Raw genomic sequence first — 13,660 nt, forward strand, 5'->3', positions numbered from 1 at the left:
GCACGGTCTTACAACCGGCTCAGATCCCGCACCGCGCCCTTATCCGCGCTCGTCGCCAACAATGCATACGCCTTCAACGCCCCGGTGACCTTGCGCGGGCGTGCCTCGCGCGGCTTCCACCCCAGCGCATCCTGCTCGGCGCGCCGCGCGGCCAGCACGCTCTCATCCAGCAATACATCGATCCGCCGTGCCGGAATATCGATCCGGATCCGGTCGCCATCGCGCACCAGCCCGATGGTGCCGCCCGCTGCCGCTTCCGGCGAGGCATGCCCGATCGACAATCCGGACGTACCGCCCGAGAACCTTCCATCGGTGAGCAGCGCACACTGCTTGCCCAGCCCCTTGGACTTCAGGTAACTGGTGGGGTACAGCATCTCCTGCATGCCGGGCCCACCACGCGGGCCCTCATAGCGGATCACCACCACATCGCCGGCGCCCACCTGGTCGGCCAGGATGCCCTGCACGGCGGCATCCTGGCTTTCAAACACGCGCGCCTTGCCCTCGAACACATGGATGGATTCATCCACGCCGGCGGTCTTCACCACGCAGCCATCTTCAGCCAGGTTGCCGCGTAACACCGCCAGCCCCCCTTCGGCCGAATACGCATGCGCCACATCGCGGATGCAACCGTCGGCGCGGTCCAGGTCCAATGTGGGCCACCGCGTGGCCTGGCTGAAAGCCACCTGGGTGGGGATGCCGGCCGGGCCGGCGCTGAAGAATTCATGCACGCCCGCATCGTCGGTCACCGCCACATCCCAGCGCGCAATCGCGTCGGCCAGGGTGCGGCTGTGCACGGTGGGCACGTCGGTATGCAGCAGCCCGCCGCGCGCCAGCGAACCCAGGATGGCGAACACGCCACCGGCGCGGTGCACATCCTCCATGTGGTATTTCGGCGTGTTCGGCGCCACCTTGCACAGCTGCGGCACCCGCCGCGACAGCGCATCGATGGCGTGCAGGTCGAAGTCCACCTCGGCTTCCTGCGCGGCGGCCAGCAGGTGCAGGATGGTGTTGGTCGAGCCGCCCATCGCAATATCCAGCGTCATCGCATTCTCGAACGCGGCATGCGTGGCGATGCCGCGCGGCAGCGCCGTGGCATCTTCGCCGCCATACCAGCGGTGGCACAACTCCACCACCAGCCGTCCGGCACGGCGGAACAGCTGCTCGCGGTCGGCGTGGGTGGCCAGGGTCGAGCCATTGCCCGGCAGCGACAATCCCAGCGCTTCGGTCAGGCAGTTCATCGAATTGGCGGTGAACATACCCGAGCACGACCCGCAGGTAGGGCAGGCGCTGCGTTCGTACTCGGCGACCTTTTCATCGGAAGCGCTGGCGTCAGCGGCGATCACCATCGCATCCACCAGGTCCAGCTTGTGCTCGGCCAGCCGGGTCTTGCCCGCTTCCATCGGCCCGCCGGAGACGAACACCACCGGGATGTTCAGCCGCAGCGCGGCCATCAGCATGCCGGGGGTGATCTTGTCGCAGTTGGAAATGCACACCAGCGCATCGGCGCAGTGCGCGTTGACCATGTACTCCACCGAATCGGCGATGATCTCGCGGCTGGGCAGCGAATACAGCATGCCGTCGTGGCCCATGGCGATGCCGTCATCCACCGCGATGGTGTTGAACTCCTTGGCAACCCCGCCAACCTGTTCGATCTCGCGCGCCACCAGCTGGCCCAGGTCCTTGAGGTGCACGTGGCCGGGCACGAACTGGGTGAACGAATTGGCGATGGCGATGATCGGCTTGTGGAAGTCGGCATCGGTCATCCCCGTGGCGCGCCACAGGGCACGGGCGCCGGCCATGTTGCGGCCGGCGGTGGAGGTACGGGAGCGGTATTCAGGCATGGGGGCTGGCAGGATCTGGCGGGCCGTGGGGGCGCGTTGCCATTCGATTCTGCCTAAAAATTCCGGTTGCTGTTGCAACGATCCGGGCGGTCGATCCTGAAACGCCGTTCATCTTTTGGACTTTGCCGGTTTTGGTTGTTGGTCGCGATGAGGCATGATTGAGGGGATAACCGCAAAAGGGGGGGTACGCCGCCATGAAACGTTCCAGGACCACCGCACTGCTGCTGATGAGCGCCGCACCGCTGCTGTTCACCGCCTGCTCCAAGGATGAAGCGGTGCAGGTGCAGGAAGGGCTGTACACCTCGGTGCAGGCCTGTACCGACGCCACCGGCGACCCCTCCAGCTGCCGCACCGCCTTTGCCGAGGCGCAGAAGCAGTCGGCCGATGCGGCCCCCAAGTACGCCTCGCGTGCCGCATGCGAAGCCGAGTACAACGCTGAGCATTGCGTGGAACAGAAGACCTCCACCGGCCATTCGTTCATTGGGCCGATGATGATGGGCTTCTTCATGTCGCAGATGCTCAGCAACCGTGGCACCGGCATGGCGCAGGCCCCGGCGGCCAGCCCGGCCTACCAGGACAAGGCCAAGGGCTGGGCGCGCCCGGCGCCGGGCGGCAGCGGCGGGCTGAACACCGCCAGCGGCATCGGCGCCGGCAAGGCGGGCCTGGCCCCGGTCACCAGCATCCCGAACCGTGCCGTTACCGCCAGCCGGGGTGGCTTCGGCAACACCAGCAGCAGCCGTAGCAGCTACGGCGGTTGATGCAATGAAGCGTGTGCGTATCGACGAGCGCAGCCAGTGGCGCGCTCGTGCTGCCGAATCCGGTTTCCGCTTCCACACCATCGACGGCCTGCCGTACTGGGATGAAACCGCGTACTACGCGTTCACCCTGCGCCAGATCGAGCAGGACATCGAAGACCCCAGCGCCGAGCTGCATGCAATGGCGATGGATCTGGTGGACGAGGTGGTACGCAGCGAACAGCTGATGGACCAGCTGGCGATTCCCGCCGCGTTCCGCGACTGGATCGCCGACAGCTGGCGCCGCCGCGAACCGCACCTGTACGGCCGGCTGGACTTTGCCTATGACGGCACCGGTCCGGCCAAGCTCTACGAACTCAACTACGACACGCCGACCTCGTTGTTCGAGGCGTCGTTCTTCCAGTGGCAGTGGCTGGAAGACCAGCGCAACCAGAACCGCCTGCCGCCGCACGCGGACCAGTTCAACGCGATCCATGAAGCGTTGGTGGAACGCTTCGGGCAGCTGTCGGCGCAGTTGCCGCCGCCGCTGTACTTCAGCGCCGTGGGCGCTTCGGAAGAAGACCAGGGCACCGTGGCCTACCTGCGCGATTGTGCGGCCCAGGCCGGCCTGCGTGGCGAGGCGATCGCGATCGAAGACATCGGCCTGTCCGAAGACGGCCGTTTCACCGCGCTCGACGACACCGTGATCGGCAGCCTGTTCAAGCTGTACCCGCTGGAAGACCTGATGACCGAATCGTTCGGCCAGGCGCTGCCCGGCTCGGGCGTGCAGCTGCTGGAACCGGCATGGAAGGCGATCCTGAGCAACAAGGGCGTGCTGCCGCTGTTGTGGCAGCGCCACCACGGCCACCCGAACCTGCTGGCCGCCGCGTTCGACGACGGCAGCGCGCTGCCGGCCGGCTGGGTGCGCAAGCCGCTGTTCTCGCGCGAAGGCGCCAACGTGGCCATGCACCTGGCCGATGGCAGCTGGCAGGAAAGCGAAGGCCCATACACCGGCCCGGCGATCCGCCAGGCCGCGCACCCGCTCACCGCGTTCGACGGCGGCTACCCGCTGGTCGGCAGCTGGGTCGTGGGCGACCACGCCTGCGGCATGGGCATCCGCGAAGACAACAGCCGGATCACCCGCGACAGTGCGCGCTTCGTGCCGCACGCGATCATCGACGAAGTCCCGACGCGCATCTACGTCTGAGGCGGGGCTGATTGCAGGCGCTGGTCGCCTTTCCGCGATCATCGCTGGGCGCAGTAGGGTCGGTTCCCAAACGACCGCCGATAACACCCATCAGTGCTTTGACGCATGACCTTGGTCGGAGAGGCGCTTCCTCGGCACACGTCATGCCTGCACGTAGCCGCTCACCGTTATCGGCGGTGGATGCTCTTCCGCGTCCTGCGGCCGCACCACTTGTGCATCCATGCACGTCGTCGATCGGGACGCGACCCTACCGGCATGACCCCCATCGGCCGGTCATGGTCATAGCAACCCATCGCGCTTCACTGCCAGGTAGCGCTCAACCAACGCTCCCGGCAGCGCATCGGCGGTAACATCCAGCACCATCACCCGATGGCTGCGCAGCGCTTCATGCGCGTCATTGCGCTGCTGCAGGTAGCGCGCGATGGCACCGGCCTGGGTGGCGTCCTGCAGCGTTTCCACCTCCTGCTCCAACGCCACGTCCAGCTCGCGCTCGCGCAGGCTGGCCACGCACACCAGGTGCTGGCGCTGCAGCAGGCGTACCGCCACCAGCAGGTCTTCGATGTCCTCATCGCGCACGTTGGTCACCAGCATCACCAGCGAACGCCGCCGCTGGCGCAGGCTCAGTTCGGTGGCAGCAGCCAGATAGTCGGTGGCCACCGCCTGCGCCTGCAGGTCGTAGCTGGCGCGCAGCAGCGCGTCGATCGCGCCCATGCCGCGTTGCGGTGCCACCCAGCGGCTCTCGCCACCACTGGCGAACAGGCCCACGCCATCGCCTTGGCGCAGCGCCAGGTAGGACACCACCAGCGCCGCGTTGAGCACATGGTCGAAGTGCGACAGCCCACCTTCGCTGGCCATCATGCGGCGGCCGGTGTCGATCATCAGCACCAGTTGCTGGTTCTTCTCGTCCTGGTACTCACGCGAAATCAGCTTGCGCGCGCGCGAGGTGGCCTTCCAATCGATCTGGCGCAGGCTGTCGCCAATGCGGTACTCGCGCATCTGGTGGAAGTCGGTGCCCTCGCCACGGCGGCGCTTGAGGTGCGCGCCAACCAGGCGCGATGCCTGTTCGGCACTGAACAATGCGAAGCGGGTCAGCGGGGCGAAGTTGGGATACACGCGCACGGTCAGCGCCGGTGGCAGCAGCCGGCGCTGGCGCCACATCCGCCAGGGCGCATGCAGACGCAGGTGCACCCCGTCGAACACGAAGCGGCCACGCACCGTCGGGGTGACCGTGTAGTCCACGCTGCTGGCCACCAGCGGCTTGAGCGTCAACGCACGCGGCAGTCCCTGCTGCGTCCACGCCCCCGGAACCAGGTCGAACACCTCCACGCGTTGGCGGCGGCTGGATTCGAAGCGCAGCGTGGTGCGTCGCTCGACGTTCAACGCCAGGGCCTCCGGCAGTTCGCGCTGCACCGTGGGCGAGGGCTGCGCGCGCAGCCGCAGCAGGTCCACCAGTGCCAGCAGCACGATCACCGCTGCCGCCAGCCACCAGGCCCCGACCGGCAGCAGCCCGAACGCCACCGGCAGCCCGAGCAGCGCCCAGCCGACCAGCAGCACCAGCAGCAGCGGCCCTGGCCTCATTTGCGCGGTGCTTCCACCTTGGCCAGCAGCGCGGTCAACGCATCGTCGGCCGATTGGCCTTCGATCTGCAGTTCCGGCGCCAGCGCGATGCGGTGGCGCAGCGCCGGGCGGGCCACGTCGCGCACGTCGTCGGGTGTAACGAAGTCGCGGCCGGCCAGCACCGCCTGCGCACGCGCCGCGCGTACCAACGCAATGCTGCCGCGTGGGCCGGCGCCCAGCGCGATGCCGGGGAAGGTACGGGTGGCGGCAACAATCCGCACCGCGTAGTCCACCACTTCCGGGTCGACCGTGATCGAAGCGGTGGCCTGCTGCAGCGCGATCACCTCGGCACCATTGAGCACGCGCGGCACCTGCGACAGGTCGAAGTCCGCTGCGCTGCGGCCGGTGGTGATCGCATCCACCATGCGCTTTTCATCGTCCAGCGCCGGGTAATCGATGATCACCTTGAGCAGGAAGCGGTCCAGCTGCGCTTCGGGCAGCGGGTAGGTGCCTTCCTGCTCCACCGGGTTCTGCGTGGCCAGCGTCAGGAACGGCGGGGTCAGTGCGAAGGCCTTGCCTTCGATGGTGACCTGGCCTTCCTGCATCACTTCGAGCAGGGCCGACTGGGTCTTGGCCGGGGCGCGGTTGATTTCATCGGCCAGCAGCAGGTTGGTGAACACCGGGCCGCGACGGATCTTGAAGCTCTCCGACTTCGGGTCGTACACCGCGTGGCCGCTGACATCGCTGGGCATCAGGTCGGGGGTGAACTGCACGCGGCCGTAGTCCAGCTCCAGCGCCTGCGCCAGCGCGCGCACCAGCAGGGTCTTGCCCAGCCCGGGCACGCCTTCGATCAGCACATGGCCACCGGCCAGCAGTGCGATCAGGATCTGGTCGAGCACTTCGGGCTGGCCGATGAAGGCGCGGCCCACGGCGTCGCGCACGGCATCAACACGTTCGGCCAGGCGCTGGCCGGTCAGCGCGGGCGGGGACAACGGCGGCGGAGCGGTGGGCTCGGTCATAGCAGGTTTCTCATCTGGATCAGCAGGCGGATGCGGTCACGCAGGGCCGCGACATCCTTCGATGGCGGTACCTGCAGGGCGGTCTGGACACGGGAATGCGGCCACTGCAGCAGGCTGGCGATGGCATGCACCTGCGCCTCGCCGCTGAGTGCGGCAGCGGTCGGTGCGCGCCGCCGCAGCCGGGCCAGGAACGCGCGGCGGGTGGCGTCGTACAACAGCGGTGCCTTGCCATAGCGCAGCAGGTGTTCGCCGCTGGCACGCACGTGTTCAAGCAGCGAGCGGCGTTCGGTGGCCGGCGCCGGCAGCAGGCTGCCCAGCCGCTGCGCGCGTTGCCACAGCCACGCCAGCAGGGCCAGCAGCAACGGCACCCACACCGGCCACCCCTGGTAGAAGATGCGCGACCACAGGGTGGGCGGGCGCGAGCCGTAGATCAACCACACCGTGCCTTCAGCGTAATTCGGGTCGAGCACATGGCGGGTCAGGTCGCGGTGGGCGATGTCGTGCAGGCCGTCGGCCAGGCTGCCTTTGGGGTCCGCGGCATCGAAGGTGCGCGGGGTACCTTTCAGGAACTCCATGTCCGACAGCACGTCGACCGTGCCATTGCCCTTGCGCAGCCGCACGAACACCAGCCCATCGTCATCGCCCCATTCGCGCTCCACGCGAACACCGTCAGGTACCCCCACACCGAAGCGGCGGCCACCGCAGAACTCGGCATGGCCCGGGTCGTCGACAATGTGAAACGCCTTGCAGGCGCTGTCGTAGTACCCGGTATCCACGCCCAGCGCATCCAGCAGCGGGCCCTGCGGTGCGTCTTCGTCCTTGAACAGCGGCGGCGTGCGCAGCAGCAGGTGGCCACCCTGGCCCACCCACTCGAGCAGGGCCTGCGCGGTGGGCGCGGGCACATCGGCGTTGTCCTGCAGCAGCACCACGGTGTCGGCTGGCTTGAGCTGCATGCGGGGCAGGTCGATGCGCGGACTGGAATGCACGGTGATGCCGTCGGCACGCAGCGCCTGGCCCAGCACGTACAGCGGGTTGTAGCTGGCTTCGCCCTGTGGCGGCAGGTGCTCGGTAGTGGTCACACGCTCATGGCTGCGTAGGAACAGGATCGCCAATGGCACGCCCAGCACCAGCATCACGCCCAGTACCATCAACCCGCGCAGACGGGCACTCATGCGCGCCACCGGAACTGCGTCTGCAGGGTGGTGGCCAGGTCCTCGAAGTCTTCCGGCTCGGGCAGGCGCCCGGCGTAGGCGGCGTACTGCCAGACCCGCACGATGCGGGCGAACAGCGTGCGGTCAGCCTCGACCGGCATGCGCCGCGACGCACGCAGGCACTGTGCTTCGGTCGCGCCCGGTGGCAGTACCACCTCGGCGCGTTCGCTCATCGATTCCACGCTGGCCCGGTACAACAGTGCCAGCGCCTGGCGCGGTCGGCCCTGCTGCCACAGGTCGCGGGCGCGCGCGGCCGGATCCGGCGGAATCACCTCGGGTAGCTCCACTGCTTCCTCGACCACCGGATCGGTTGGCCTGCGCCGCCTCACGCCGGTACCGCGCAGCCAGCGCAGCCACCACGGTGCGGTAGCGATCAGCCCCAGCACCAGCAGGCCGACCAGGCCCCACAAGATCCATTCGGCGATCTGCGCAGGCAGGCGCGGCCCGCGCCCGAACGGATTGCGGTCCTTGTCCGCATCGTCCTTCTTCTTGTTTTTCTCGGCGTCGCTCAGGGTGCGCTCCCAGCGCTTCACGTCGCGGGTGGGCGTCACCAGCGGATCTTCGTAGGCGCGCTGCACGGCCTGGCGGAAGCCGGCGGTGTCCGGCGTGCCGCCGAAGATCACCGCCGGGGTATTGGACGGGTCGTCGGCGGGCACCGCGTCGGGCTCGTCTTCTTCGTCGTCATCCGTGTCAGTGGGTGCGGCGCAGCTCGGCGCCTGCGCAGGCTCTTCCGCACGCAGCCCACCCATCGGCCAGCACAGCACCAGCGCCAGCACCAGCAGCGGCGCGGCCTGCTGCAGCCGATCGCGCATGCGACGGAACGCGATCTCCACGTCCCAGGCTTCCATTTCCGTGCGGCGGTTGAGGTACAGGGCGAAACCGGCACCGGCATGGAACGGCCCGATCAACGTAGCGGCCAGCCAGAACAGGGCATTCACCCCCAGTTTTGCCCACGCCGGCATGTTCTCGCGCACCATCTCCCACGCCGCCCGCCACGAATCGGACAGCAGTTCCAAGGGCACGAACAGGAAGATCGCCGCGATGCAGCCGCTGACGATCACCAGTTCGAACACCATGCACATCAGGGTAAGCAGCACGGCATGCCCGAACGTGCCGCTGAGCACGGCGCGGCGGCGCACGCTGCGCTGTGCAGCATCGCTGCCTTCAAGCAGGTTCACCGGCAGCAGCAGCGAACGGAACGGGCTGAAACGACGCCAGCCCAGGTAGCCCCAGAACCCGCTCCAGCCCCAGTGCCGCTGCGCGCGCAAGGTCTGCAGTGGACGCGGTTCGTCGCCGAACACGCCGCGCGAGATCACATACAGCGCGATCCGGTCCGGAACCGGCTTCAGCCACCACATCGCCAGCCAGGCCCAGCCGAACGCATCGGCCCACCACGCGGCGGCATTGATCAAGACGAACAACGGCAGCGACACGGCGATCAGCGGCAGCCAGATCGCCCGCGCGTGCCGACGAACCAAGGCGGTCCCCAGCTCCATCGCTTCCCATTCGGAACGCGCGCGCAGGGTGACGTTGAGCTGGTCAATCCGCATGACCGCCCCCCCGCCCACCGCGCCACAGCCACACGAACACCAGTGTCCACAGCACGGCGGCCACGCTGTACTTGCCCCACGCGGGCACTGCCGCAATGGAGGACCAGAATGCCTCGATGAAGGCGGCCACCAGCAGCATCGCCGCTACCCCCAGGCACAGCCGGGCGCCGATGGTCCCGCCTTCCACCAGCGCATCGATGCGCCGGCGCCGACCGGGCGCCAGCAGCTTCATGCCCAGTTGCAGGCCGGCACCACCGGCGATGACGATGGCGGTGAGTTCGAATGCGCCATGGCCGACCACGAAGCGCCAGAACGGGTCGCCGTGACCGATGTGCTGCAGGTGGCCGGCCGCCGCGCCAATGGTGAGCCCATTGAACAGCAGCACCAGCACCGTGCCCAGGCCGGCCAGCAGCCCGCTGGCGAACGTACGCAGGCCGATGCTGATGTTGTTCATGATGTAGTAGCCGAACATCATCCAGTCCGTGCCGCTGTCGCGGCCCAGGTTCGGCGAGGCCGGGTTGTACATGCGCTCCAGCGAGGCGATCGCGCTGTTGTCCATCAGCATGTGGATCACATCCGGGTGCCACTGGATCACCGCGAAACTGCCCACCAGCGGCAGCACGAACAGCGCTGTCGCCACCCACATGCTGCGCGCCTGGCTGCGCACCAACTGCGGGAAATCGGCCAGCAGGAATTCCAGTGCACGGCGCCAGCGAGGGGCCGGCGTGCGGTACAGCAGGCCATGGCCCTGCTGCATCAGCAACTGCAGGCGTGCCACCAGCTGCGGGCTGTAGCCGCGCTTGCGGGCAAGCGCCAGCTGCTGGCACAGACGGCGATAGTGTTGAGGGATGTCTTCATCGTTGAGCGCGGACGGGTCCGGCGAGCGGCGGGCATGCCGCGGCCGGTCACCGCGCAGCGCCAGCCATCGCTCCAGCGCCTGCCATTCGGCCTGGTACCGGGTAACGAACTGTTCCTGCCTCATCGGCGCCCCAGCAGCCAGTTGGCCATGGCATACAGGCGCAGCACGCCGACCTGGCCCTGGCCACCGCTGATCGGCGCGGCCACCGCCGCCAGCTCCTGTTGGCGCGGGCCGGACAGGCGCGGTGCACGCTCGGCGAATGCGATGATGGCCGCCTGTTCGGCCGGCTGAAGGGGCTGCGGCGGCGCAAGCACGGTATCGATGGCCACGCTGGCCGACCACGGCCGGCCACTGTCATGCACCACCACGGTGCCGGCGACCAGGTCGCCCAAGCGCCGGCCATTGCGATCGAGCAGGCACGACAGCAACCCCAACGCATAGCCAAATGGCAGCATGTCCACGGTACGCAGCAGGTTGCGGGTGATGGAGGCCATCCAGCCGATCGGCGCGCCGTCCTGGGCCACCACACGCAGGTTCATCACCCGCTTGCCCACGGTACGGCCCCAGCAGGCCTCCTGCACGATGGTGTACGCCCACATCAACAGGAACATCAGGCCGAGATAGAGGCCCTGGCCAAATTCACCCAGCACGGCGAGCGGAATGCTCAGCAGCAGCAGCGCCGCCACGCGGATGACGAAGTCGATGCCCCACGCCAGCGCACGCGGCACCGGCCCGGCTGCCGGCAGGTGCAGCGGCACGCCTTCGGGCGTGATTACCTCACGGTAGGTATCCAGCATCGGCGCGCTCATGCGCGCACACGGCCTTCCAACGGCATGCGGTTCTCGACGGCTTCCTGGGTCGGATGTCGACTTTACCGTGTGCACAAGGCAACGGGTAGAGCCACCCCCTGCGTGGCTGCGCGGTGCCGGGGGCGGTCACATCCCAAGGTACTTGTCCTTCAACCGCACGTAGTGATCGGCGGAATAGTGCAGCGACTCGATCTCCTGCGCGCTCAGCGAACGCACCGGCCGCGCAGGGTTGCCCACCCACAGTTCCCCTTCGCCCACCACCTTGCCCGGTCCGATCACCGCGCCGGCCCCGACAAAGCTGTGCCGGCTTACCGTGGCGCCATCCAGGATGCAGGCCCCCATCCCGATCAGGCTGTACTCGCCGATCGTGCAGGCATGGATGATGGTGCCGTGGCCCACGGTGACCCCTTCGCCGATCAGCGTAGGGTAGCCACCCTTGTTGTAGGGGCTGTGGTGGCTGACATGGATGATGGTGCCATCCTGGATGTTGCTGCGCGCCCCGATCCGCACGTGGTTGACGTCGCCGCGGATCACCGTGCCCGGCCACACCGAGACATCGTCACCCAACACCACGTCACCGATGATCGTGCAGGCCGGGTCGATGTAGGCGCGTTCACCGACGACGGGGAAGGTGTCCAGGAAGGGACGAAGAGGGGACATGGGGATTCCGGCAGGGGTAGGGGGTATGACGGCTGCGGATGCATTGCATGGGACACGCATGGCGTGTCGCTACGCCGACATTGCGTCATCGGGTCATGTTACGCGCGGGCGATGGTCCGCGTAGCGACACGCCACGCGTGTCCCACGTAAACCATCACGCCACCCGGCTGCGCCGCGCGCGCTCCAGGTGCACCAGCAGCAGCGAAATCGCGGCCGGGGTCATGCCCGGGATGCGCTGGGCCTGGCCGATGGTCTGCGGGCGCACCCGCTCCAGCTTCTGCTGCACTTCGGCCGACAGCCCGCGCACGCTGGCGTAATCGAACGCCGCATCGATGGCCGTGTTCTCATGGCGCTGCTGGCGTTCGATTTCCTCGCGCTGGCGGTCCAGGTAACCGGCGTACTTCACCCCGATCTCAACCTGCTCGGCCACCTTCGCATCGTCCACGCCCGGGCCCAGCGAGGGCACCTGCATCAGCTTGGCGTAGTCCAGTTCCGGGCGCTTTATCAGGTCCAGCACATTGGTTTCGCGGCTGACCGCCACGCCCAGCGCAGCTTCCACTTCGCGGCCCAGCGCGTTGGCCGGGGTCGCCCACAGCGCACGCAGGCGCGCCGATTCCTGCGCCACCGCCTCCTGCTTGGCCTGGAAGGCAGCCCAGCGGCGGTCGCCGACCACGCCCAGTTCGCGGCCGATGCCGGTCAGGCGCACGTCGGCGTTGTCTTCGCGCAGCTGCAGCCGGTACTCGGCGCGGCTGGTGAACATGCGGTACGGCTCGGTGGTGCCGTGGGTGATCAGATCGTCCACCAGCACGCCCAGGTAGGCCTCGTCGCGGCGCGGGCACCAGCCCGCTTCGTCGCGAACGTGGCGCGCGGCGTTGAGCCCGGCCAGCAGGCCCTGCGCGGCGGCTTCTTCATAGCCGGTGGTGCCGTTGATCTGGCCGGCGAAGAACAGCCCGGATACCGCCTTGGTCTCCAGCGTGTTGTTCAACCCGCGCGGGTCGAAGAAATCGTATTCGATGGCATAGCCCGGCCGCGTGATGTGCGCGTTTTCGAAGCCACGGATGCTGCGCACCAGCGCCAGCTGCACGTCGAACGGCAGCGAGGTGGAGATGCCGTTGGGGTAGATCTCCACCACGTCCAGCCCTTCGGGCTCGACGAAGATCTGGTGGCTGGCCTTCTCGGCAAAGCGCACTACCTTGTCTTCGATGGACGGACAGTAACGCGGGCCGATGCCCTCGATCTGGCCGCTGTACAGCGGCGAGCGGTGCAGTGCGCTGCGGATGATCTCGTGGGTGTGCCCGCTGGTGTGGGTGATCCAGCAGCTCACCTGGGCCGGGTGCTCGGCCACGCTGCCCAGGAAGGACATCACCGGGCGTGGATCGTCGCCCGGCTGCTCGTCCATCACGCTGTAATCCAGCGAGCGGCCATCGATGCGCGGCGGGGTGCCGGTCTTGAGCCGGTCGATCGCGAACGGTCGCTCGCGCAGGCGCGCGGCCAGCGTGGTGGCCGGCGGATCGCCCATGCGGCCGGCCGCGTACTGGGTCTGGCCGACATGGATCTTGCCGGCCAGGAACGTGCCGGCGGTGAGCACCACCGCCGGGGCGTTGAACTGCAGCCCGGTCTGGGTGATCACCCCGCGCACCGCGTCGCCCTCAATCACCAGGTCGTCCACGGCGGCCTGGAACACGGTCAGGTTCGGCTGCGCCTCGACCATGCCGCGGATGGCCATGCGGTACAGGTTGCGGTCGGCCTGGCAGCGGGTGGCGCGTACGGCCGGGCCCTTGGAGGCATTGAGCGTGCGCCATTGGATGCCGGCGCGGTCGGCGGCATGCGCCATGGCGCCGCCCAGGGCGTCGATCTCCTTGACCAGGTGGCCCTTGCCGATGCCGCCGATGGCCGGGTTGCAGCTCATCGCGCCGATGGTTTCTACGTTATGGGTCAGCAGCAGCGTACGTGCGCCGCTGCGGGCGGCCGCCAGCGCGGCTTCGGTGCCGGCATGGCCGCCGCCGATCACGATGACGTCGTAGCCGTAGAAAGAATCGGTCATGGGGTGCTCTGGGGCAGGGCCGGCATGGCCCGGATCAGCCCCGGGACAGGGCGCGGCGGTCATTTTAGCGCCGTTCGCGCCGGGTCCGTGAACGGGGGCCAGCAAAAAAAACGCATCCGACCCTAAAGTTGGCACGTTCTCTGCAGATAACCCAATAGCACCCAGGATG

The 13,660-nt window shown here is 68.1% G+C and carries 11 protein-coding genes; 2 read left to right on the forward strand and 9 right to left on the reverse strand.

Going from position 1 to position 13,660, the window contains the following annotated elements; translation table 11 throughout:
- Positions 1-8: 8 nt before the first annotated feature.
- Entirely contained in the window at positions 9-1,841 is a 1,833-nt protein-coding gene (gene ilvD, locus J7J08_RS05635; protein WP_214902496.1) for a dihydroxy-acid dehydratase, read from the reverse strand.
- 194 nt (positions 1,842-2,035) lie between these two features.
- Here ilvD and J7J08_RS05640 point away from each other — a divergent pair, with 194 nt between their 5' ends.
- Positions 2,036-2,599: a DUF1190 domain-containing protein gene (locus tag J7J08_RS05640; protein ID WP_214902499.1), complete on the forward strand. Its 564-nt coding sequence runs from the start codon at positions 2,036-2,038 to the stop codon at positions 2,597-2,599.
- A 4-nt stretch (positions 2,600-2,603) separates the two neighbouring features.
- The gene (locus tag J7J08_RS05645) at positions 2,604-3,782 is read left to right on the forward strand and encodes a glutathionylspermidine synthase family protein (protein ID WP_214902502.1); all 1,179 of its coding nucleotides are present in this window, start codon (positions 2,604-2,606) and stop codon (positions 3,780-3,782) included.
- 279 nt (positions 3,783-4,061) lie between these two features.
- On the opposite strand, the gene J7J08_RS05650 is transcribed toward J7J08_RS05645, so the two are convergent.
- The 8 genes from J7J08_RS05650 to mnmG all read right to left on the reverse strand — a co-directional run bounded on the left by J7J08_RS05650 (position 4,062) and on the right by mnmG (position 13,491).
- Positions 4,062-5,360, reverse strand: coding sequence for a DUF58 domain-containing protein (locus J7J08_RS05650; RefSeq protein ID WP_214902505.1), 1,299 nt, complete (start codon positions 5,358-5,360; stop codon positions 4,062-4,064).
- On the reverse strand, positions 5,357-6,358 hold the full coding sequence (locus J7J08_RS05655) for a MoxR family ATPase (protein WP_214902508.1): 1,002 nt from the start codon (positions 6,356-6,358) through the stop codon (positions 5,357-5,359). The genes J7J08_RS05650 and J7J08_RS05655 overlap by 4 nt, the downstream gene beginning before the upstream one ends.
- Positions 6,355-7,530 (reverse strand): DUF4350 domain-containing protein, encoded by a 1,176-nt coding sequence (locus J7J08_RS05660; protein WP_214902511.1) that lies wholly within the window; start codon positions 7,528-7,530, stop codon positions 6,355-6,357. Before J7J08_RS05660 ends, J7J08_RS05655 begins: the two co-directional genes overlap by 4 nt.
- Positions 7,527-9,119 (reverse strand): DUF4129 domain-containing protein, encoded by a 1,593-nt coding sequence (locus tag J7J08_RS05665; protein WP_214902514.1) that lies wholly within the window; start codon positions 9,117-9,119, stop codon positions 7,527-7,529. Before J7J08_RS05665 ends, J7J08_RS05660 begins: the two co-directional genes overlap by 4 nt.
- The gene (locus tag J7J08_RS05670; protein ID WP_214902517.1) at positions 9,109-10,101 is read right to left on the reverse strand and encodes a stage II sporulation protein M; all 993 of its coding nucleotides are present in this window, start codon (positions 10,099-10,101) and stop codon (positions 9,109-9,111) included. The genes J7J08_RS05665 and J7J08_RS05670 overlap by 11 nt, the downstream gene beginning before the upstream one ends.
- Positions 10,098-10,787: an RDD family protein gene (locus J7J08_RS05675; RefSeq protein WP_214902519.1), complete on the reverse strand. Its 690-nt coding sequence runs from the start codon at positions 10,785-10,787 to the stop codon at positions 10,098-10,100. Before J7J08_RS05675 ends, J7J08_RS05670 begins: the two co-directional genes overlap by 4 nt.
- 126 nt (positions 10,788-10,913) lie before the next feature.
- Entirely contained in the window at positions 10,914-11,447 is a 534-nt protein-coding gene (locus J7J08_RS05680) for a gamma carbonic anhydrase family protein (RefSeq protein ID WP_214902521.1), read from the reverse strand.
- A 154-nt stretch (positions 11,448-11,601) separates the two neighbouring features.
- Positions 11,602-13,491 carry a tRNA uridine-5-carboxymethylaminomethyl(34) synthesis enzyme MnmG gene (gene mnmG / locus J7J08_RS05685; RefSeq protein ID WP_214902523.1) on the reverse strand — a complete coding sequence of 630 codons (1,890 nt, stop codon included), beginning with the start codon at positions 13,489-13,491 and terminating at the stop codon, positions 11,602-11,604.
- Positions 13,492-13,660 lie beyond the last annotated feature (169 nt).

It is taken from the genome of Stenotrophomonas sp. ISL-67 (assembly GCF_018612915.1).
Classification (GTDB): Bacteria; Pseudomonadota; Gammaproteobacteria; order Xanthomonadales; family Xanthomonadaceae; genus Stenotrophomonas.

Excerpts from the sequence above, each read along its gene's own strand:
- ilvD (WP_214902496.1), bottom strand. The coding sequence starts at position 1,841 with ATGCCTGAATACCGCTCCCGTACCTCCACCGCCGGCCGCAACATGGCC.
- J7J08_RS05650 (WP_214902505.1), bottom strand. The coding sequence starts at position 5,360 with ATGAGGCCAGGGCCGCTGCTGCTGGTGCTGCTGGTCGGCTGGGCGCTG.
- J7J08_RS05665 (WP_214902514.1), bottom strand. The coding sequence starts at position 9,119 with ATGCGGATTGACCAGCTCAACGTCACCCTGCGCGCGCGTTCCGAATGG.
- J7J08_RS05670 (WP_214902517.1), bottom strand. The coding sequence starts at position 10,101 with ATGAGGCAGGAACAGTTCGTTACCCGGTACCAGGCCGAATGGCAGGCG.
- mnmG (WP_214902523.1), bottom strand. The coding sequence starts at position 13,491 with ATGACCGATTCTTTCTACGGCTACGACGTCATCGTGATCGGCGGCGGC.
- J7J08_RS05680 (WP_214902521.1), bottom strand. The coding sequence starts at position 11,447 with ATGTCCCCTCTTCGTCCCTTCCTGGACACCTTCCCCGTCGTCGGTGAA.
- J7J08_RS05660 (WP_214902511.1), bottom strand. The coding sequence starts at position 7,530 with ATGAGTGCCCGTCTGCGCGGGTTGATGGTACTGGGCGTGATGCTGGTG.
- J7J08_RS05645 (WP_214902502.1), top strand. The coding sequence starts at position 2,604 with ATGAAGCGTGTGCGTATCGACGAGCGCAGCCAGTGGCGCGCTCGTGCT.
- J7J08_RS05640 (WP_214902499.1), top strand. The coding sequence starts at position 2,036 with ATGAAACGTTCCAGGACCACCGCACTGCTGCTGATGAGCGCCGCACCG.
- J7J08_RS05675 (WP_214902519.1), bottom strand. The coding sequence starts at position 10,787 with ATGAGCGCGCCGATGCTGGATACCTACCGTGAGGTAATCACGCCCGAA.
- J7J08_RS05655 (WP_214902508.1), bottom strand. The coding sequence starts at position 6,358 with ATGACCGAGCCCACCGCTCCGCCGCCGTTGTCCCCGCCCGCGCTGACC.